Genomic DNA, 18,589 nt, shown 5'->3' on the forward strand with positions numbered 1-18,589 from the left:
TAGAAAAAATCGAAAAGTTGCTAAAATCTCTTTAAGAAATGCTAGAATACTTTTCAAAGTTACAAAAATAACCTGGAAAGTTGCAAGATTATTTATCAAAGTTGCAAAATATATCTAAATATGCATGAACGAATGCAGAATTGATATCAGTTTATGCGGATATTAATTCATGAAAAAAGAACCTGGCTCAAAATATGAGCCAGGTTCTTTCATTTAAAGGATTATAGTACACTTTTCGGTTTTTTTAACATATTAAAGAACGGAACAACAAATAAATGGAAGATCGTCATGTGTGCAATTACCACATTGGCGAAAAATGATAAACCGAACAGGATATGTCCTGTCATTCCTAAATCAAATGACAGATATGAAATAAACACGATCCACATGCAGATCACAACCGGGATATGGCAAATGGCTAACTTTCTATTTTCTTTCCATAAAAACAGTGGAGTTGAACTTGAAATTAATAGATAGGCGAAAAATACATCCATAATAAGCAGCTCCTTTATATTTAGAATGCGCTTTCATATTTGTGTCGAAAAAAAGTACGTTTTGTGAACGTTTTGTTACACTTACTATATCACATGTTGACAAAATTAAAAAGTATAAATTACCCAATTGTTAAAAAACGAATGAAGAAGGTAAGAATTTGGTATGTTAAGCAATAAATATTGATGTTTAAAAGGGTTTGCAGTATAAGTAATAGGGAGAGCTTTTCTGTCAAGACACCATTAAAGACAGGTTGGAAAAGAGAAAGGTGGTTTAAATGAAAACCAAAGAAATATCCAGAAAAAAATTACTTAGTATTGCAGGCTTAGCCTGGATGTTTGATGCCATGGACGTGGGAATCCTCTCGTTTATCATTGCTGCATTAAAAATTGAATGGAATTTATCCGCTTCTCAAATGGGTTGGATTGGCAGTGTCAATTCTATTGGGATGGCAGTGGGGGCTTTGGTATTTGGAATCATGGCAGACCGGATCGGAAGAAAAAATGTATTTATCATCACCCTGCTCCTATTTTCAGTTGGCAGCGGTTTATCGGCTTTTGTGACCTCATTAGCATTATTTCTTATTTTACGATTTTTTATTGGAATGGGGTTAGGGGGAGAGCTTCCGGTTGCCTCAACACTCGTTTCTGAAAGTGTGCCAGCTCATGAACGAGGAAAGGTCGTTGTGTTATTAGAAAGCTTTTGGGCAGGCGGCTGGCTAATTGCTGCGCTCATTTCCTATTTTGTTATTCCGAGTTATGGATGGCAAATAGCCTTATTGTTAAGTGCAATACCAGCTTTTTATGCGATTTATTTACGCTTGAAACTTCCAGATTCTCCGCGCTTTCAAGCGATTAATGTATCAAAGCAAAAGGAATCTTCATTCCGAAAAATCGCAAAGGTTTGGACAAAGCCTTATGTAAAGCAAACAACCATGCTTTGGATTTTATGGTTTGCTGTCGTTTTCTCTTATTATGGAATGTTTCTTTGGCTGCCGAGTGTAATGGTGTTAAAGGGATTTAGTTTAATTAAAAGCTTCCAATATGTCTTGATTATGACACTTGCCCAGTTGCCGGGATATTTTGCTGCAGCTTATTTAATTGAACGGACTGGTCGTAAATTTGTGTTAATCACCTTTTTAATGGGAACAGCTGCTAGTGCATATTTCTTCGGAAATGCTGATACTCTTCCTTTATTGCTTACTTCAGGAATCTTTTTATCCTTTTTTAACTTGGGTGCATGGGGAGCGCTTTATGCATACACACCTGAGCACTACCCGACAGAGGTTCGCGGGACAGGCACCGGCTTAGCTGCTTCATTCGGAAGGGTCGGAGGTATATTAGGACCTTTGCTGGTAGGCTATTTAGTGGCGGCAGATGTTCAAATTCAGACAATTTTCATTATATTTGCGGTTTCGATTGTCATCGGTGCATTGGCTGTTCTCTTATTAGGTGAAGAGACGAAACAAAAAGAGCTTGTTTAATGTAAGAAATTCTTTGCAGAGATTAGTTTTGAACTAGTCTCTATTTTTTATTATTGAACTGTGGGAAAGCGCTTCGACCTCCAGCTATGTCTCTCCAAATCATTTAAAATGCTGAAACTGGTCAAAAGCGGTATTCTATAATAAAAAGGAGGGTTTATAGTGAATCAAGTCATTGAAACCATACTGGCTCATCGTTCGATTAGAAAATTTGAGGACAAAGCTTTAACTGAAGAACAAATTAAAACAATTGTACAAAGTTCCCAGGCAGCTTCGACCTCCAGCTTTGTACAAGCATTTTCAATTATCGGTGTTAAGGATCAGCAGAAGAAGACCAAATTGGCTGAACTCGCGGGAGGTCAGGCCTATGTTGCTGAAAACGGCCATTTTTTTGTGTTTTGTGCCGATCTTTACCGTCATCAGCTAATCGCCGAAATGTACAAACAAGATTCAGATCAGGTGTTAGAAAGCACAGAAAAATTTATGGTTGCTGTGATAGATGCAGCATTAGCCGCACAAAATGCAGTCCTTGCGGCTGAGTCAATGGGACTTGGTGCTGTTTATATCGGAGGCTTGAGAAATAACCTGGAAGAGGTTTGTAAGGTGTTAAAAACGCCGGCCCGTGTTGTGCCGCTCTTTGGAATTGCAGTCGGATATCCGCTGGCCAAGCCTGATCAAAAGCAACGTTTACCTTATGAACATGTTTATCATGAAGACGAATATGAGCAAAATCAAGAAACATATATAGCACAGCTTAAACAATATGATCAAGATATCTCCAGCTATTATGAAAAGCGGACAAGTGGGAAAAGAAACGATACGTGGACAGGTCAAATGGCAGGTTTATTGTCAAAACCAACGAGAATGTATATGAAAGAGTTTATTGAGAGCAAGGGATTTAATAAACGGTAGGATAGGGAAGGGGTGACTCGTGGTGGGTTACCTCTTTTTTATGGGATTAACTATTTTACAAATATAGTATAATTGGTAAAAAAGGACAAATTTGGGGGTGGAAGGGTGAAAAAGGCAGCGGGGATTTTTCTGCAATTTTTAGCAGCATGCATCGGAATTATTGTCATTGGTGCACTGCCATCATTATTTATTGCAACAAACACTGGAGAAGGTCATTTTTATCTATTAGTCGAAACGATCGGGAAAATCATCTACAGTCTTCTGCATTTTAATCAAATGACATTTATCATAAATGGTGAAGAATATAAAGTGTATCCATTTATTATAGATGGTGCTTTTTATTCATTAACACTCATTTTTTCTGCCTTATTTTTAGCTTATATCACAGCTGTTTTCTTAACAATCGGTACCATGCAGTGTCCAAAATGGCTTAGGGACAAAATAAAAATGGTGATTTATTTTTTCGAGTCATTGCCAGATATTCTGGTTGTTCTTCTGCTGCAATTGTTCGTGATTATCCTTTTTAAAAAGACTGATGTGCTGTTAATGAAGGTAGTGACAGTTGGTGATTCGCGAGCATATGGTTTGCCGATCATCTGTTTAGCCATCCTGCCTGCTATTCAGCTTTTCAGAATCACGCTTCATTTATATGAAGAGGAGCTGGACAAGGATTATGTTTTACTTGGAAGAGCAAAGGGATTAACACATACATTTATTTTAATCATCCATATTTTGCGCAATACGATGATCTCTTTATTTTTCCGTATGAAAGAAACAATCTGGTTTATGCTTTCTTCATTAGTGGTTGTCGAGCTTTTATTTGGGATTTTTGGCATCACTCATTATTTAACAACTTATATGATCCCTGAAATCTTTACCTTTCTTCTTCTGTTTATATTTGTTCCGATTTTTCTTTTTTACCACCTTGTTAAATGGATTCTAGAAAAGACGATTAAAGGAGGCGAGACTATTTGATGATCAAGTTATTTAAACAACCGCTTTTTTTAATTGGCTTTATCTTTATTACAGGACTGCTTTGCACCAGTTTCATTTATTCAGAGGTTGTTGATCATAAGGTGCGCCAAATTTACCATATCTTTGGTGAAAACAATGAATTGATTGATTCTTCTCCAATTGCACCTAGATTAGAGGCGCCACTTGGAACAGACAGGCTTGGCTTTGATATGTTAAGCAAGGTGCTAATAGGTGCGAAATTTACGATCATCGCGGCATTTGTTATTGCGGCACTTCGAATGGTCATTTCAATACCACTGGGTCTAATACTAGGGTCATATTTTTCAAAAATACGGAGGTATGTAAATAGCTTCGTTGATGCCTTTCATTTTATACCATTGACGATCATTGCGATCTATTTATTAGGTCCTGTGCTAGTTCAATTTCCAGGAATGAATACATACACGCTTTTTGAGCGAATGGTTATTGAAGTGGTGGTGTTAATCTTATTAACTGTGCCGATCCTGACGGTGTTAATCGGAAATGAAACAAGTGAATTATTTAAAGCTGAATTTGTTTTAAGTGCAAAAACATTAGGAGGCAGTAAGCCCCATATCATCGTAAAACATATCCTTCCCATCTTGAAGGAGCGATTTTTTATCCTTTTTGGCCAGCAATTCGTACAAACCTTGCTTGTTATGGCACATCTTGGCTTGTTCAATCTTTATTTTGGCGGAACATTAATGTCTAACCCCGGGGCCGTTCAGGGTGATCCTCCGCAATCCATAACAAATGAATGGTCTGGCTTGATTGGAGGGACAAAGGAATTTCTGCAATGGGCTCCTTGGATTCCATTTACGCCAATTGTCTGTTTTGCCCTAACGATTCTCGCAGTTACGTTTATGGTCGAAGGATATTCAAGAGTATCGACAGGAAGATCCGCCTATAGGAAAAGGAAGGTCAGTGAGGCTAAGAAACAAAGGAATCATCAGGTAGAAGCTGATTTTTCTCTTCTTAAAAAAACGGAGGGATCAAGTCATTGAAGCGAAATCAAGTACTTACGCTCATTATGATCATAAGCGGCATCCTTTTGGTTACATCTATCCTTTATAGTGTCTTTCGTGAACGGGACCCTTATAAATGCTATACAGGGTTAGGCAGCGAGATCGCTGTTTCTCCTGAGGATGATAAGCTGGCATTTTCTTATTTCCTTGATGGAAAAGAAGCTATTTATACAGTAAATCCAGATGGAACTGAATGGATGGAGGTAAGTAAAGGGAGTGAGAAGAGAGTTCATACACCGCGCTATTCCTTTGATGGAAGGAAGCTTGCTTATTTAACGGAAAATAAGGATGGAATTCAATCGTTGATGATCATGAATGCAGATGGAAGTGGCGCAAAGCGGTTGTCGGATAAAAAGCTGCATGTGTCTGATGCGTTTTTTTCTCCAAAAGGAGATATGCTGTATTTCATTGCCATGCCTGCTGAGGACTTTCAAAAGGCAAAGGGAGAAACGAAGGAAGGATATGACCTTTATGAAGTATCAATTCCCAATGGTCAACAAAAACAATTGACAGATAAAGACCATTTTACAATGACCGATCTTTCCGTTTCCCAAGATGGGGCAGAGCTTTATTACAGTTTGTTTGATGGGAACAGGCAACAGCTTTATGTTTATTCACTTGATGAAAAAACTGAATCTTTAGCAAAGGAAGCTGCCGAACTAAAAGGGGATTTGTATTCAACAGTTTTTTCTGATGATAGAAAGCAACTTGCGTATACAACCGTTACGGAAGAATCAAAGGAAAGCTCCTTATTTGAATACGAATTATTTGTAAAAGATACAGAAACAGATGATATTAAGAGGCTGACAAATTTACACGGAAATATTCAATCACCAGTGTTTTTTCAACATGGGGAAAAAATTGCGTTTCTTCATTACTCAAACTGGCCAAAGGAACCGGCGACATTTCAGCTTATGACAGTAGCAGTAAATGGGGAAGAAGAACCTATAGAAATAGACCTAAATCTGCCAGCCTCAACAGAAAATCATTTTGTAATGAAAACAATGGACTTCTTATTTAGTGATCTAGCTATCGCTGTCTATTACGTTCTTCTGCTGGGAGCATGTACTGTATATTTGCACCGTCACTCAGGGAAAGTTTTCATGCCTTCGTATCTAAGTCTTAGCTTGGCCATCTTGATTTTTATAAGCAGCTTTGTTGTAGCAGCCATCACAAATCCATGGTATGGCATTGGCCTCAGCATGATCGCTTGCTGCGTATTCTTTTGCTCACTTCTTCTGTTTTTATTTGCGCTTCTCGTAAAGAAATATGGAAAAACAACATAAAAGACCTGCTTGTTATAGATTGGCTCTTTGCAATTGGGAGAGTTATTCAATCGAGTAAAAAGAGATGTAATTCGCAAGAGTGTGGTTCAATAAATGGTAATGCGTCCAAGCTGCAGTGGAATAGGATAAATTTAGGAGAAAAATTAGGGAGGGCAAAACATGTATTCATATCCTGTGTATCCCTATTATTCCATCAAGCAAATATGCAAGGAACAGCCGGTAACTTTTCCGCCGCAGCACCAGAATCGTCACCCTGGATTTGAATATGAAATGGTACCAAGACCCATTTCTGAATGGGCAGGTTATAAAGGAAGCGGTAAGCTTATAAATAAAGTAGCGATTATTACAGGAGGGGATAGCGGAATCGGCAGAGCAGTTGCGTATGCTTTTGTAAAAGAAGGAGCAGCTGTTATGATTCCTTATTTAAATGAACATCAGGATGCGCTAGAAACGAAAGGGCGAATTGAAGAGCTTGGGGGCCGTTGTCTTCTGTATTCAGGGGATTTAGGAGAAGAAAAAACGTCATACGAAGTCGTTAAACTTACGCTTGAAACGTTTGGAAGACTTGATATTGTCGTTAATAACCATACCGTACAATATGTCCAAAAAAGCATCCTCGACATATCGGCTCAGCAGCTTGAGAAAACATTCAGGACAAATATATTTGCCTACTTTTATATGGTAAAGGCTAGCCTTCCTTATCTAAAAGAAGGCAGCTCCATTATTAACACAACTTCGATTACTTCATATCAAGGAAATAAAACGTTAATCGATTATTCATCTACTAAAGGAGCAATTACAACATTTACAAGATCACTTTCTCTTTCACTAGTGGATAAAGGAATTCGAGTAAATGGTGTTGCGCCAGGGCCGATATGGACACCTTTAATACCATCGAGCTTCTCCGCAAAGGATGTTGCTACATTTGGCGCAGATACAGAAATGAAACGTGCGGGACAGCCATTTGAATTAGCACCAACTTATGTATACCTTGCTTCTGATGACTCAAGATATGTAACAGGGCAAGTACTACATGTAAACGGAGGTCAATATCACAAATCATAATTCGACATCAATCTAATTATTATTTACTAAATAATGTATTTTTATAGGTAAATAGGGTTAAAAATGCCGAAACACCTGTGTATAACTTGTGAATAGTGGGTAAAAGTCTTAATAGATATTGTGGCGAACATTTGTACTCACACAAAATGTGGATAGAAATTGTGGATATGTTGATAACTTTTGTGGATAATCTGTTGTTAACCGAAAATTCAGCTGTTAATATCTAAATTTTTCGAGCATATAATTCGAAAATTCCTCAGAATAATAAATTTTTAACAGGTTTTATTAAAGTTACCCACAATTAAAATTGCATTATTTATTGTTTGGCTTTATTAACATGTCTGTTAATATCCGCATTCGTTATGAAGCCGGCAGCCTGAGGGCCCTCACTTTTCTAAGGGAGGGCCTCCTATTCACCGGGAACATTATTAACATTCGATTCCCCTACATGCTTCATGTAATCCCCCTAAAAGATATCCACAGCCTTTTTCCCGTTTGATGCATGATGCCATCTAAATTTACACATTCTAATTTGAACGCATAAAAAAAGGACGTGTAAGGATGGCGAAGAAAACATATGAATGTATTATCATTGGGGCTGGAATTGCCGGTCTGCAGGCTGCAATTCAACTGGGAAGATATATGCATGATGTGCTGGTGATCGACAATCAAAATGGACGTTCAAACCTTTGCAGAGGCTACCATAATATCCTTGGCTGGCCTGACGGTGTGAGCGGGCAAACTCTTAGGGAATTAGGCCATAAACAAGCAAAAGCTTTTGGTATTGAATTTGTTAATGATCTTGTTGACCAGGCAGTAAAACACGATAAGCAGATAGAACTTAAAACAAAACTTGGAGTGAAGTACCAGACAAAGACAGTCTTAATTGCCACAGGGATAAAGGACCGGATTCCGCCAATCAAACATATTGAGCCATGCTTGGGAATATCCATCTATGTTTGTCCGGATTGTGATGGATATGAGGTGAGGAATCAGCATGTCTTATTATTGGGCTCTGGAAAAACGGGCGCAAATCTTGCTTTAACCCTAACCTATTGGACAAATAAAGTAACGTTCATCAACCATGATCAAAAAACGCTTGATGAAGAAATAAAAGATAACCTTTTGCAAAAAAACATTAAGGTCATAAATGAACCAATTGCTGAGGTGATCGCTGAAAATGAATCAGAATTTAAAGGAGTAAAGCTGAAAAATGGCGAAATCATTCGCGGCGACAAGGGATTTATTGGTTTTGGTGGCAATGTGGTTCACTCGGAAATTGCGAAACAATTAGGTGTTGAGCTCCTTGAGAACAAGCATATCCTTGTAGATCCCCGAACAAAGGAAACAAATATTACAAATGTATGGGCGGCAGGAGATGTTGTCGCACATTCTGAGCAAGTCACCATCGCGATGGCGGATGGCTGTCAGGCAGCTATTTGGATTCATAAGCGACTTTTAAAGGGAGATTAAAAAGATTATTTTACCTATTTCAATCCGTCTTGTATCATAGGAGACAAGGAGCTTAAAAGGGGAGACGGAGGCAATGAAGAAAGACATTGAACAAATGTATGATGAGGTATATGAAACTATTGAAAGCTATCATCTAAAGTCACATCAGTATGTAAAAAAGTATTCTGGAACACCTGGAATCCTTAGTGAGGAAGAAAAGGAAAAGCTCGAGCGGATTGAATTTGCTCTTCAAGCGGCCAAGGATATTTTAGAAAATATGATGACCCCTGGAACAACGATGACCATTATGCACCAAAAGGGCTCGATTCAGATTGATTTAAATAAATAATTGAAAAACGAGCCCGCAACTGACTGAAAGGGTTTTAAAAAGCTGTATAAAAAGTCCAATGGAAGTCTTCAGAAGGATACACCCCATGAAAATCGGTGATTAAAAAGTCCGATAGAAGTGTTCATAAGGAAAAAGCTGATGAGGTCGGTGATTAAAGAGACCAATAGAAGGGTGGTTATGAAGGAAAAATTGCTCGAACACCACTAAAGGAAATTCCTTTATAGCGGCAATGAATCTTCATTAATTACGCAGTATGGGCTAAAAGGAATTCCCAGAGGAAAAAAGGCTCTGGGAATTTTATTGTATTAATATCACCAATGAATAGCCATCTGCTTTTATCATTTCCCCTGCCTAATCTCACCTGGTGATTTCCCCAGCATTCTGCGGGTTACTTTATTCAAATAGTTCGCATTTTTATAACCAACCAATTGAGCAATTTCGTCAACGGAGTATTTCGTATTATGTAAAAGCTCGGTCGCTTTTTGCAAACGAATATTTGTTAAATATTGAATCGGAGTCACGCCTGTTTCCTTTTTGAACAGTCTTGTAAAGTGATATTTAGACAATTGTGAAGCCTCAGCCATTTCCTCCGCACTTATATCATCTTGATAATAATTTTTTGCAAATAGGGCGGCTCTTATAATTCCTTCTGACCAATCTTCCATCAGTTTATCAATATTAGCAAGATGGACATAGAGTTCCATAATAAACTTGTAAGCAATACTTGAACCTTCATAGGCATTGGTGATTTTTTTGCCTTTTGCTTCGTCATAAATTTCCTTTACAAGCTTGATTGGAGCTGACTCTGGATGAAAGCGGACAACCTGATTGCCTGTTGATTTGACAAAATCCCAGCAACGCTTAGCTTCATTTCCGTAAAGAGTTAAGTAGATAAATTCCCATTTCATTGAATCCTTTGGCAAATAATAATGATAATCGCTTGGACTGCTGACAATAAAGGCATGTCCAGCTTTTACTTTATGCACTTTTCCATCAATATTGATTTCGCCATGCCCGGATAATGTATATTGAAAAATACACTTATCCTGATCCTTCCGTTCTGTCCCGCTCCAATTATATATAGATGAATGCTGCTCATCCCAGCCTACAGACCAAATTTGGGCTACATGATTCACATGATGCTCTGTAAACCGAAAAGCAATTGCTCCAGTTTTTCTATCCATAGCAAAAAAATCCCCTTTTTTTACCCTTTTTTCGAGTGTTAAAGCAAAAAAAGGGTCAAAATCGTCATTCTTTTTTAATCTATAAGGTTAAAGGAACATTGATTTAACGTTAAAGACACTCAGAATTAAAGCAAATATGTGCTAATTTCTCTTTGTAATTTTACCATTGTAACGTTCGGATTTGAAACTTACAATTTAAGTACATATAGAATTTCTCTTAGATAAAGCTAAGTTAGAGGTCATGTTGATTGGAGCGTAAGTTGCGAGGCTCCTGCGGAAACAGCGAAAAGGGGTGACACCTCATAAAGAGAGAGGCTGGAAGGCTTAAGACCACTCTAAAGATGAGCAGCTGCAGCTGAAATCAATTGACAAGTTTAAAAAGGTCTCAGAAAAATAGATAGTCGATAATCAAAATAAGTTATAATGAAGGGTGATTTCAATGAGAGAACAAATGATGGAGCAATTCAAAAAGCTATTCAACACTAGTCAGGATATACGCTCTTTTTTTGCACCAGGTCGTGTGAATTTAATTGGTGAGCATACTGATTACAATGGCGGACATGTTTTCCCATGTGCATTAACATTTGGCACTTATGCTCTCGTAGCATCAAGAAATGATCAAAAGATCCAAATGTATTCAATGAACTTCCCAGATGTTGGCGTGATTTCAATCTCACTTGATGAACCTTTATCGCATGAGAAGGAACATGATTGGGCCAATTATCCAAAGGGAGTCCTAAAGGAATTTATTGATGAAGGTGTCGAATTAAGTCAGGGGTTTGATGTATTATTTTATGGAAATATTCCAAATGGGGCCGGCTTATCATCCTCAGCATCCATCGAGCTGGTAACAGCTGTAATCGTACAAGCCCTCTATGAAACAAGCTTTTCGCGTGTTGATCTTGTAAAGATGTGTCAGCATGCGGAAAATGAATTTATTGGGGTAAAGAGTGGAATTATGGATCAGTTTGCGATTGGAATGGGCAAGGAAAACCATGCAATTTTATTAGATTGTCAAAGCCTGAACTATCAGTATAGCCCGATTGTCCTTAAAGATGCATCTCTCGTTATTGCAAATACAAATAAGCGCCGGACACTTGCGGATTCAAAATATAATGAACGCCGTTCTGAATGTGAAAGAGCGCTAAATGATTTGCAAAGGGAGTTACAGATTCAATCATTGGGTGATTTAACTCCAGAGCAATTTGAGAGCAATCGTCACATGATTCAAAATGAAATCGATCAAAAACGCGCAAAGCATGCGGTTTATGAAAATGCACGTACTCTGCAAGCTGTAGAAAAGCTAAAAGAAGGCGATTTAGCAAGCTTTGGTCAGCTTATGTGTGATTCCCACACTTCACTGCGTGATGATTATGAGGTAACGGGATTTGAATTGGATACTTTGGTTGAAGAAGCAATGAAGCAAGAAGGTGTGCTTGGATCGCGCATGACGGGTGCCGGCTTTGGCGGATGTACCGTATCGATTGTAAAAAATGATAACCTCGAGGAATTTATTGAAGAGGTTGGCAAAAGCTATCATGAAAAAACAGGACTGACAGCAGAATTTTATGTAGCAAATGTTGGCGATGGTGCGAAAGAACTTAGCTATGTTAATAAATAGGAGGTAAAAAAGATGGCAGTATTAGTATGTGGTGGAGCAGGTTATATCGGAAGTCATGCAGTATCAGAGCTGTTGGATCGAAATGAAGAGGTTATCGTTGTTGATAATCTGCAAAAAGGTCACAAACCGGCAGTTTTAGAAGGTGCAAAGCTTTATTCAGGAGATTTGCGTGATGAAGCCTTTTTAAAAAATGTGTTTCAAGAGAATGATATTGAAGCAGTTATTCATTTTGCTGCTGATTCACTTGTCGGTGAGAGTGTCGAGAAGCCGCTGCAATACTATGAAAACAATGTATACGGCACTTTGTGTCTTTTGAAGGTGATGACAGAGTTCGGTGTGAATAAAATCGTCTTTTCTTCAACAGCAGCGACATATGGTGAAGTTGAAAATATCCCAATTTTAGAAACCGATCCAACTGTCCCTACAAATCCTTATGGAGAAACAAAGCTTGCTGTAGAAAAAATGCTGAAGTGGAGCGAGCAGGCATATGGCTTGAACTATGTCGTGCTTCGTTACTTTAATGTAGCTGGAGCTCATATGGATGGAAAGCTTGGTGAGGACCATCAGCCTGAAACACATTTAATTCCTATCATTTTACAAGTAGCACTTGGCGACCGTGAAAAAATCATGATTTTCGGTGATGACTATAATACACCGGATGGTACTTGTATTCGCGACTATATTCATGTAACAGACTTGGCTGATGCTCACATTCTAGCTATCGATAAGCTTCGTAAAGAAAGCAAAAGCGCAACCTATAATTTAGGAAATGGCAATGGCTTCTCTGTAAAAGAGGTAATTGAAACAGCTAGAAAGGTAACAGGTCATCCAATTCCAGCTGAAATAGCTCCTCGTCGTGCAGGTGATCCAGCTGTCTTAGTAGCTTCATCGGAAAAGGCGATCAATGAACTTGGCTGGAAACCAAAATATGCAGACCTTCACACGATTATCGAGAGTGCATGGAATTGGTTTCAAAAGAACCCGCGCGGCTACGAAAAATAAGATTAGAATATAAAGGAGGCTGTCTCAATATATAAGGGTCATATCCTTACGAGACAGCCCTAGATCATCTTGCAAAAATCATGCTAGAGAATGCTACAAGGGGATGATGACATGTCTATCAATATATATCAAGAAATTGAACGATTGGTGCAATTTGGGTTGAAGAAACAGCTTATTTCTGAGTGGGACGTCCAATTAACGCGCAACAAAGTACTAGAGGTTTTACAATTAGACGATTTTAAAGCGGTAACAATCCAAGATGAGGAGCTTGCTTCACCTGTAGCTATTTTAGAAAACATATTAGACTGGGCTTCTGAAAACAAACGGTTACCTGAAAATACGGTTACGTATCGTGATTTACTTGATACAAGGATCATGGGATGTTTTGTCCCATCACAGGGAGAAGTAATTCGTCGTTTTCAAGAAACAGTAAGCCAAGATGGACCGGAAAAAGCAACTGAAGCCTTCTATCAGTTTTCACAAGATGTTCATTATATTCGTACAGATCGCATCGCAAAAAATGAAAAATGGCTGGTTAACACAGAATACGGCGATCTGCAAATGACCATCAATTTATCTAAGCCTGAGAAAGATCCTGTTGCCATTGCCGCTGCTAGAAATATGAAAAAAAGTGAATACCCAACCTGTTTGCTTTGCAAGGAAAATGTCGGATATGCCGGCCGTTTAGATCATCCGGCTAGACAAAATCATCGGATTATTCCGGTAACGCTAAATGATGAACAGTGGTTCCTCCAGTTCTCGCCGTATGTTTATTATAATGAGCATGCGATTGTCCTATCAGGTGAACATAAACCGATGAAGATTTCACAGGAAACATTTGTTAAGCTGCTTGATTTTGTTAAGCATTATCCCCACTATTTTCTTGGATCCAACGCAGACCTGCCAATCGTTGGCGGTTCGATTTTAAGTCATGATCATTTCCAAGGCGGACACCATACGTTTCCAATGGAGGTAGCAGAGACAGAGCACTTCTTTAAGCTTGAAAAGTATCCTTCCGTCGATTTAGGGGTTGTAAAGTGGCCAATGTCTGTGTTGAGGCTGCAAGGGGAACATCCAGAAGATTTGATCAATGCTGCAGATGATATCTTGCAGGAGTGGAAGAACTATAGTGATGAATCGGTTGAGATTCTCGCATTTTCCGGGGAAACTCCGCATAATACGATTACGCCTATTGCTAGAAGAAGAGGAAGTCTTTTTGAGCTGGATCTCGTGCTGCGAAATAATAGAACTAGTGATGAACACCCGCTAGGAATTTTCCACCCGCATCAAGAGGTCCATCATATTAAAAAAGAAAATATCGGTCTGATAGAGGTAATGGGGTTAGCGGTGTTGCCAGGCAGACTATTAGACGAACTGCAAAAATTAGCAGCATTCCTGGTGAATGATAATGGATTAACGAGCATTCAGGTAGATGATGAGCTCTCTAAGCATTATGAGTGGGCGATAAAGATTAAAAAAGACCATCCAGATTTAAATCAAAAAACAGCCTATCAAACTTTGTTAGAGGAAGTAGGTAAAGTGTTTGCCACGATCCTGGAGCATGCAGGGGTATTTAAGCGGGATGAATCAGGTCAGCAAGGTTTTAAACGGTTTATCAGTGAATTACAGAAAAAAGTGAAATAAATGAAATTTGCTAGTATAAGATAATCGCAATCTGGCAATGATGTTAGTACATCCCCCCCTAATCTTTATATAATGTATGGGCCTCCTTAAAGTAAGGAGGTTTTTTTTGTCCCCTGTCTTACATTTAAGATTTCTAAAGTACAGTTGGAGAGTTCATAGTCTCTATACTTAAAATTAGAATTTTTCCTTTATTTTGAGATAATGATCGATTAAAATAAAATTTATCTGTGAGAAAAACTAACAAACTAATAGATATTTTATAAAGTAGGGGGAACAGATGAATATAGAGAAAGTTAGAAGAGCTGAGGTAGGTTCTTTCCCGATTGGGTTCGGTACCTATATAAAGAAAATGAAGGGTGAAGCGAAGAATAAAACCAATTTAAATTATACGGATTTAATGATTTCAGCTGTCGGTTGTTTGATTGCAATGAGCATTATCAGTATTATTGCCATTGCTCTCGGGTATCCAATGGCATTAGGACCAATTGGCGCAAGCTGTTTATTGATATTCGGTGTTCATAATGGGCCTTTTTCGCAACCGAGACAAATTGTTGGCGGCCATTTGCTGACAACCTTTGCTTCGCTAACCATTTGGGACCTTTTCGGGCGTAGTTTTCTGACTATTGGGATAACTCTAGCGGTGGTGATTATTCTCATGGTTATTACAAACACTATTCATCCTCCCGCAGCGGCTAGTGCCATCGTAGCGATTAATTCAGAGGCGGGTTGGGGGTTTATCCCATGCATGATCGTATGTAGTCTTTTATTAGTGGTGATCTCATTGTTTTATAATAATTTATTTCAATCCAGACAGTATCCAAAGCATTGGATATAAAAAAGAGGCTGCCAAAGGCAACCTCATTATTTTTGTTATAAACTGTAACTGTTTTTCATTCGTTTTTGAGTCTAGCTCTTACTGTCTATCGTATAGAAACTAAAGCCTTATACTGTGGAAATGCGCTTCTGCATCCAGCTGCAGCGCCTAGCCCCTCGAATCATAAGTCACTCCAGAATTGAATACAAAGAACGTCTTCTATTCCCAAGCGTCTTATGCTTCTCAGGGCTGGGCCAGGCGCTTCCGCTTTTGTTATTATTGAGCAATAATAACAACTTTGCCCTCGTCCAATTCTCTTTCAAGTTGTGCCGCTTCTGTTTCAGAAACACCTAATGATGACATTCTTGCGCGAAGTTCATCACCGCGTGAACGAAACGCATTTGCCATCTTTTCAAATAAACCTTCTTCTTTTAACCCAATATTGTTTGTATCCGTATTTTCTGTTAAATGCTCGGAGCGTGTAGAATCATGTGCGAATAAATAAATGTCATCCTTGTTATAGCCCTGAGTTTCAAGAGTTTGAATAGCTTCCGTAGCTTGTACTCCATTTTCAACAACATATGTTTTCATGGTTTTTCATCTCCCTTTCATTGTTACTTTGAACATACCCGTCTCATTGCGATGAAAACATGTTTGGGAAAAAATAGGAGAAAAGTCACGGTAGATACTTTCTCTATATGAAATGCTTAAACCTTGTTAAAATAAAAAAATAGACATGAGGTGATAGAAATGAAAATATCAATTTTAATCGCAACCTATAATAGATTAATAGAACTTGCAGAGCTTCTTGAATCGATTTGTAACCAAACGGTGCAGCCACATGAAATTATTATTGTAAATGATGCAGGAACGAGCATTACTCCATTAGTTGAACTTTATAAAGAATTGCCAATTAAGTCGATAGAACTTGAGGAAAATGTTAAGCATGTTCATGCCCGAAATATTGGTGTAACTTATGTAACAGGTGATGTCATCATGCTTTGTGATGATGATGATTATTTTACTGAAACCCATATTGAACAGGTTCAAAAAGAGCTAGAGGAAGCTGAGTTTGTTTATGCAGATGCGGAAATTGTCAGCTTTGAGCAAAGAGGGACAACGCGCTATCCTTTGACTAGAAGAACATTTGCTTATGAGTATAATCTTCAGGAAATGAGAAAATTTTCTACCTATATTCCTTCAGGCAGTGCCTATAAAAAAGAGCTTCATGATCAAATTGGTTTATTTGATTCAGAAGTTCATAATTATTGGGACTGGGATTTTTTCCTGCGTGCAGCACAAGTATGCCGGGTAAAACGAATGCCTATAGCAAGTGTTATCTATGCTTTTTCGGAAGCGGGAACGAATCAATCAGCAGATTTGAATGATAGAAGAAAGCATTTTCTAAGAAAACTTTGTGACAAGCATCAGCTGGGCGATTTACCAATAAAAAATTTCTTTGTTCTCTTAGAGGAGGCTGAAATGAAACAGCGTGAAGCGCAAACCAAACTCGTTTGGAACGGACAGCCTCTTCGTTCAAGATTAGCGGAACAAGAGGAGGTAATCGAATGAAGCAATTACTGCATTCTGATTGGGCGGAAATATTAAAAAGTGAATTTGAAAAGCCATATTTTCAGCAGCTTTCCCAATTTTTACATGAGGAATATAAGCAAGGTGCTATTTTTCCAAAATGGGAGAATATATTTGAGGCATTAAATAAAACACCATATGGTGCTGTAAAAGCTGTTATTCTTGGACAGGACCCTTATCATGGTGACGGACAAGCACAGGGACTTAGCTTTTCTGTACAGCTGGATGTTAAGTTGCCGCCTTCTTTGCGGAATATTTTTATCGAACTTCAGGAGGATCTTGGCTGTCAGCCTCCTTCAAATGGTTCATTAATAAAATGGGCAAATGAGGGTGTACTGCTTTTAAATACCGTGTTAACTGTAAAAAAAGGAATGGCTAATTCCCATAAAGGCAAGGGATGGGAGCTTCTTACAGATGAAATCATTAAACAATTAAATCAGCGGGAACAGCCGATTGTCTTTATTTTGTGGGGAAAACATGCTGGTGAGAAGAAGAAATTCATCACATCATCCCAGCATTTCATTGTTGAGTCGCCACATCCGAGTCCTTTTTCTGCGAGGAAGGGATTTTTTGGAAGTAAACCTTTTTCCAAAACAAATGACTTTTTAAAACAGAGTCAAATAAAAGAAATAGACTGGTGTTTAAACTAAGTATTAGCCTTATAAAAGGAGTTAAAACTAGTGAAAGAACAAGCTGTAAATTGTATTAAGTGCAGGCATTTTTTTGTTACTTGGGATCGGATGTATCCAAATGGCTGCCGTGCGTATGGATTTAAATCAGCGAGCAGACCGGCAATAATGGTGAGAAAATCATCAGGAATCACATGCTTGAAGTATGAACCGAAGGCGATCAAGTAAACGGAGGTTTTTTTAGTGAATATACATGTATCAAAGCTCCTTGGAAAAATGGAGGAGGAGCTAGTAAAGGCAAAAAATTCAGACACAGATAAAGAATTAAGGGAAAAGCTTGTCGTCATTCGATCCCTTTGTGAAATTATATTAGAAGATGATACGTCTAGTTCATTACGTATACCATCACCAAAAACAAATGAAATTAACCCTGCCGAGCTGCAAAAAATGATGGGAAGTTTTTCAGCTTCTGCAAAACAACAACCCGGCATTTCCTCTGCACGTTACAAGGAGGATGATGCAAATGGGGATTCCCTATTTGATTTCTAGAAGTCATTAGTTCCAAAGAAATCCATCATATTCTAATCTAATCAGGACACAATGAATAGTAACAATTTAACTGGAGGTTATGAATATGGCTTACGATGACTTATTTAGTATGGGAAGAACAAGGTTTAATATGGGGATATTTAACGGTCCCTCACCTACTCAATTATCACATGATCGATATGATGTCTATGTGAATCAAGACTTTATTGGTCAGAAATATTTGCTGACTGCACAAGAATCAGTACAAGATATTGACGATTTTTTAATGAATGAAGGCTACAGCCAATTTCAGTCCTATCTTGATGGCGATCATTATTATATAAATACCGTAAAGAATGAACAAGACATTGCTAATGTGTTGAAAGTATACTTACAAAACCGTTAAGGCTTTTCTCAAGAGGATCAGAACCCCGAATACCAATATATGGTGTTCGGGGTTCTGATAATTTTGTGTTGAGACAGCTTGTCGTTGTCGTTTTAGGTATAAAAAATTCTAGAAATG

20 protein-coding genes are annotated in these 18,589 nt (G+C 38.2%); 17 read left to right on the forward strand and 3 right to left on the reverse strand.

Annotated elements, in window-relative coordinates; translation table 11 throughout:
• Positions 1 to 221: 221 nt before the first annotated feature.
• Positions 222 to 494, reverse strand: coding sequence for a spore morphogenesis/germination protein YwcE (locus tag WQ54_RS24965; protein ID WP_046588405.1), 273 nt, complete (start codon positions 492 to 494; stop codon positions 222 to 224).
• A gap of 275 nt (positions 495 to 769) precedes the next feature.
• Between WQ54_RS24965 and WQ54_RS24970 the strand changes: the two genes are divergently transcribed.
• The 8 genes from WQ54_RS24970 (at position 770) to WQ54_RS25005 (ending at position 9,054) form a co-directional block, all read left to right on the forward strand.
• Positions 770 to 1,975, forward strand: a complete 1,206-nt coding sequence (locus tag WQ54_RS24970) for an MFS transporter (protein ID WP_046588408.1) — start codon at positions 770 to 772, stop codon at positions 1,973 to 1,975.
• A 159-nt stretch (positions 1,976 to 2,134) separates the two neighbouring features.
• Complete coding sequence (gene nfsA / locus WQ54_RS24975) at positions 2,135 to 2,884, forward strand: oxygen-insensitive NADPH nitroreductase (RefSeq protein ID WP_046588409.1); 750 nt, start codon at positions 2,135 to 2,137, stop codon at positions 2,882 to 2,884.
• A gap of 105 nt (positions 2,885 to 2,989) precedes the next feature.
• Complete coding sequence (locus tag WQ54_RS24980; RefSeq protein ID WP_052737963.1) at positions 2,990 to 3,859, forward strand: ABC transporter permease subunit; 870 nt, start codon at positions 2,990 to 2,992, stop codon at positions 3,857 to 3,859.
• The gene (locus WQ54_RS24985) at positions 3,859 to 4,881 is read left to right on the forward strand and encodes an ABC transporter permease (protein WP_046588707.1); all 1,023 of its coding nucleotides are present in this window, start codon (positions 3,859 to 3,861) and stop codon (positions 4,879 to 4,881) included. Before WQ54_RS24980 ends, WQ54_RS24985 begins: the two co-directional genes overlap by 1 nt.
• Complete coding sequence (locus WQ54_RS24990; RefSeq protein WP_046588411.1) at positions 4,878 to 6,188, forward strand: DUF5050 domain-containing protein; 1,311 nt, start codon at positions 4,878 to 4,880, stop codon at positions 6,186 to 6,188. The genes WQ54_RS24985 and WQ54_RS24990 overlap by 4 nt, the downstream gene beginning before the upstream one ends.
• 159 nt (positions 6,189 to 6,347) lie before the next feature.
• The gene (locus WQ54_RS24995; protein ID WP_046588413.1) at positions 6,348 to 7,253 is read left to right on the forward strand and encodes an SDR family oxidoreductase; all 906 of its coding nucleotides are present in this window, start codon (positions 6,348 to 6,350) and stop codon (positions 7,251 to 7,253) included.
• Positions 7,254 to 7,814: 561 nt separating this feature from the next.
• Entirely contained in the window at positions 7,815 to 8,726 is a 912-nt protein-coding gene (locus tag WQ54_RS25000; protein WP_046588415.1) for an NAD(P)/FAD-dependent oxidoreductase, read from the forward strand.
• A 73-nt stretch (positions 8,727 to 8,799) separates the two neighbouring features.
• Positions 8,800 to 9,054, forward strand: a complete 255-nt coding sequence (locus WQ54_RS25005) for a hypothetical protein (RefSeq protein WP_046588417.1) — start codon at positions 8,800 to 8,802, stop codon at positions 9,052 to 9,054.
• A gap of 338 nt (positions 9,055 to 9,392) precedes the next feature.
• Here WQ54_RS25005 and WQ54_RS25010 read toward each other — a convergent pair whose 3' ends face one another.
• On the reverse strand, positions 9,393 to 10,238 hold the full coding sequence (locus WQ54_RS25010; RefSeq protein ID WP_046588418.1) for an AraC family transcriptional regulator: 846 nt from the start codon (positions 10,236 to 10,238) through the stop codon (positions 9,393 to 9,395).
• Positions 10,239 to 10,677: 439 nt separating this feature from the next.
• On the opposite strand from WQ54_RS25010, the gene WQ54_RS25015 reads away from it, so the two are divergent.
• The 4 genes from WQ54_RS25015 (at position 10,678) to WQ54_RS25030 (ending at position 15,340) form a co-directional block, all read left to right on the forward strand.
• Complete coding sequence (locus WQ54_RS25015) at positions 10,678 to 11,859, forward strand: galactokinase (RefSeq protein ID WP_046588420.1); 1,182 nt, start codon at positions 10,678 to 10,680, stop codon at positions 11,857 to 11,859.
• Between the two features lie 12 nt (positions 11,860 to 11,871).
• Entirely contained in the window at positions 11,872 to 12,861 is a 990-nt protein-coding gene (gene galE / locus WQ54_RS25020; protein WP_046588421.1) for a UDP-glucose 4-epimerase GalE, read from the forward strand.
• 117 nt (positions 12,862 to 12,978) lie between these two features.
• On the forward strand, positions 12,979 to 14,505 hold the full coding sequence (gene galT, locus WQ54_RS25025) for a UDP-glucose--hexose-1-phosphate uridylyltransferase (protein ID WP_046588709.1): 1,527 nt from the start codon (positions 12,979 to 12,981) through the stop codon (positions 14,503 to 14,505).
• Positions 14,506 to 14,782: 277 nt separating this feature from the next.
• Positions 14,783 to 15,340, forward strand: coding sequence for an HPP family protein (locus WQ54_RS25030; RefSeq protein ID WP_046588423.1), 558 nt, complete (start codon positions 14,783 to 14,785; stop codon positions 15,338 to 15,340).
• Between the two features lie 255 nt (positions 15,341 to 15,595).
• Here WQ54_RS25030 and WQ54_RS25035 read toward each other — a convergent pair whose 3' ends face one another.
• Positions 15,596 to 15,910, reverse strand: a complete 315-nt coding sequence (locus WQ54_RS25035) for a general stress protein (RefSeq protein ID WP_046588425.1) — start codon at positions 15,908 to 15,910, stop codon at positions 15,596 to 15,598.
• Positions 15,911 to 16,069: 159 nt separating this feature from the next.
• Here WQ54_RS25035 and WQ54_RS25040 point away from each other — a divergent pair, with 159 nt between their 5' ends.
• The 5 genes from WQ54_RS25040 to WQ54_RS25060 all read left to right on the forward strand — a co-directional run bounded on the left by WQ54_RS25040 (position 16,070) and on the right by WQ54_RS25060 (position 18,472).
• Positions 16,070 to 16,891: a glycosyltransferase family 2 protein gene (locus tag WQ54_RS25040; protein WP_046588426.1), complete on the forward strand. Its 822-nt coding sequence runs from the start codon at positions 16,070 to 16,072 to the stop codon at positions 16,889 to 16,891.
• The gene (locus WQ54_RS25045) at positions 16,888 to 17,559 is read left to right on the forward strand and encodes a uracil-DNA glycosylase (RefSeq protein WP_046588428.1); all 672 of its coding nucleotides are present in this window, start codon (positions 16,888 to 16,890) and stop codon (positions 17,557 to 17,559) included. The genes WQ54_RS25040 and WQ54_RS25045 overlap by 4 nt, the downstream gene beginning before the upstream one ends.
• 30 nt (positions 17,560 to 17,589) lie before the next feature.
• Positions 17,590 to 17,766: a hypothetical protein gene (locus WQ54_RS25050; RefSeq protein WP_046588430.1), complete on the forward strand. Its 177-nt coding sequence runs from the start codon at positions 17,590 to 17,592 to the stop codon at positions 17,764 to 17,766.
• Positions 17,767 to 17,781: 15 nt separating this feature from the next.
• On the forward strand, positions 17,782 to 18,087 hold the full coding sequence (locus tag WQ54_RS25055) for a YwdI family protein (RefSeq protein WP_046588432.1): 306 nt from the start codon (positions 17,782 to 17,784) through the stop codon (positions 18,085 to 18,087).
• Between the two features lie 85 nt (positions 18,088 to 18,172).
• Complete coding sequence (locus tag WQ54_RS25060; protein ID WP_052737965.1) at positions 18,173 to 18,472, forward strand: hypothetical protein; 300 nt, start codon at positions 18,173 to 18,175, stop codon at positions 18,470 to 18,472.
• The last annotated feature ends 117 nt before the right edge of the window (positions 18,473 to 18,589 follow it).

The organism is Bacillus sp. SA1-12, from assembly GCF_000981385.1.
Classification (GTDB): domain Bacteria; phylum Bacillota; class Bacilli; order Bacillales; family Bacillaceae; genus Metabacillus.

What these genes read in the sequence shown, in the direction of transcription:
- WQ54_RS24965 (WP_046588405.1), bottom strand. Translation starts at nt 494, where the DNA reads ATGGATGTATTTTTCGCCTATCTATTAATTTCAAGTTCAACTCCACTG.
- WQ54_RS24970 (WP_046588408.1), top strand. Translation starts at nt 770, where the DNA reads ATGAAAACCAAAGAAATATCCAGAAAAAAATTACTTAGTATTGCAGGC.
- WQ54_RS24985 (WP_046588707.1), top strand. Translation starts at nt 3,859, where the DNA reads ATGATCAAGTTATTTAAACAACCGCTTTTTTTAATTGGCTTTATCTTT.
- WQ54_RS24995 (WP_046588413.1), top strand. Translation starts at nt 6,348, where the DNA reads ATGTATTCATATCCTGTGTATCCCTATTATTCCATCAAGCAAATATGC.
- WQ54_RS25000 (WP_046588415.1), top strand. Translation starts at nt 7,815, where the DNA reads ATGGCGAAGAAAACATATGAATGTATTATCATTGGGGCTGGAATTGCC.
- WQ54_RS25005 (WP_046588417.1), top strand. Translation starts at nt 8,800, where the DNA reads ATGAAGAAAGACATTGAACAAATGTATGATGAGGTATATGAAACTATT.
- WQ54_RS25010 (WP_046588418.1), bottom strand. Translation starts at nt 10,238, where the DNA reads ATGGATAGAAAAACTGGAGCAATTGCTTTTCGGTTTACAGAGCATCAT.
- WQ54_RS25015 (WP_046588420.1), top strand. Translation starts at nt 10,678, where the DNA reads ATGAGAGAACAAATGATGGAGCAATTCAAAAAGCTATTCAACACTAGT.
- galE (WP_046588421.1), top strand. Translation starts at nt 11,872, where the DNA reads ATGGCAGTATTAGTATGTGGTGGAGCAGGTTATATCGGAAGTCATGCA.
- WQ54_RS25030 (WP_046588423.1), top strand. Translation starts at nt 14,783, where the DNA reads ATGAATATAGAGAAAGTTAGAAGAGCTGAGGTAGGTTCTTTCCCGATT.
- WQ54_RS25035 (WP_046588425.1), bottom strand. Translation starts at nt 15,910, where the DNA reads ATGAAAACATATGTTGTTGAAAATGGAGTACAAGCTACGGAAGCTATT.
- WQ54_RS25040 (WP_046588426.1), top strand. Translation starts at nt 16,070, where the DNA reads ATGAAAATATCAATTTTAATCGCAACCTATAATAGATTAATAGAACTT.
- WQ54_RS25045 (WP_046588428.1), top strand. Translation starts at nt 16,888, where the DNA reads ATGAAGCAATTACTGCATTCTGATTGGGCGGAAATATTAAAAAGTGAA.
- WQ54_RS25060 (WP_052737965.1), top strand. Translation starts at nt 18,173, where the DNA reads ATGGCTTACGATGACTTATTTAGTATGGGAAGAACAAGGTTTAATATG.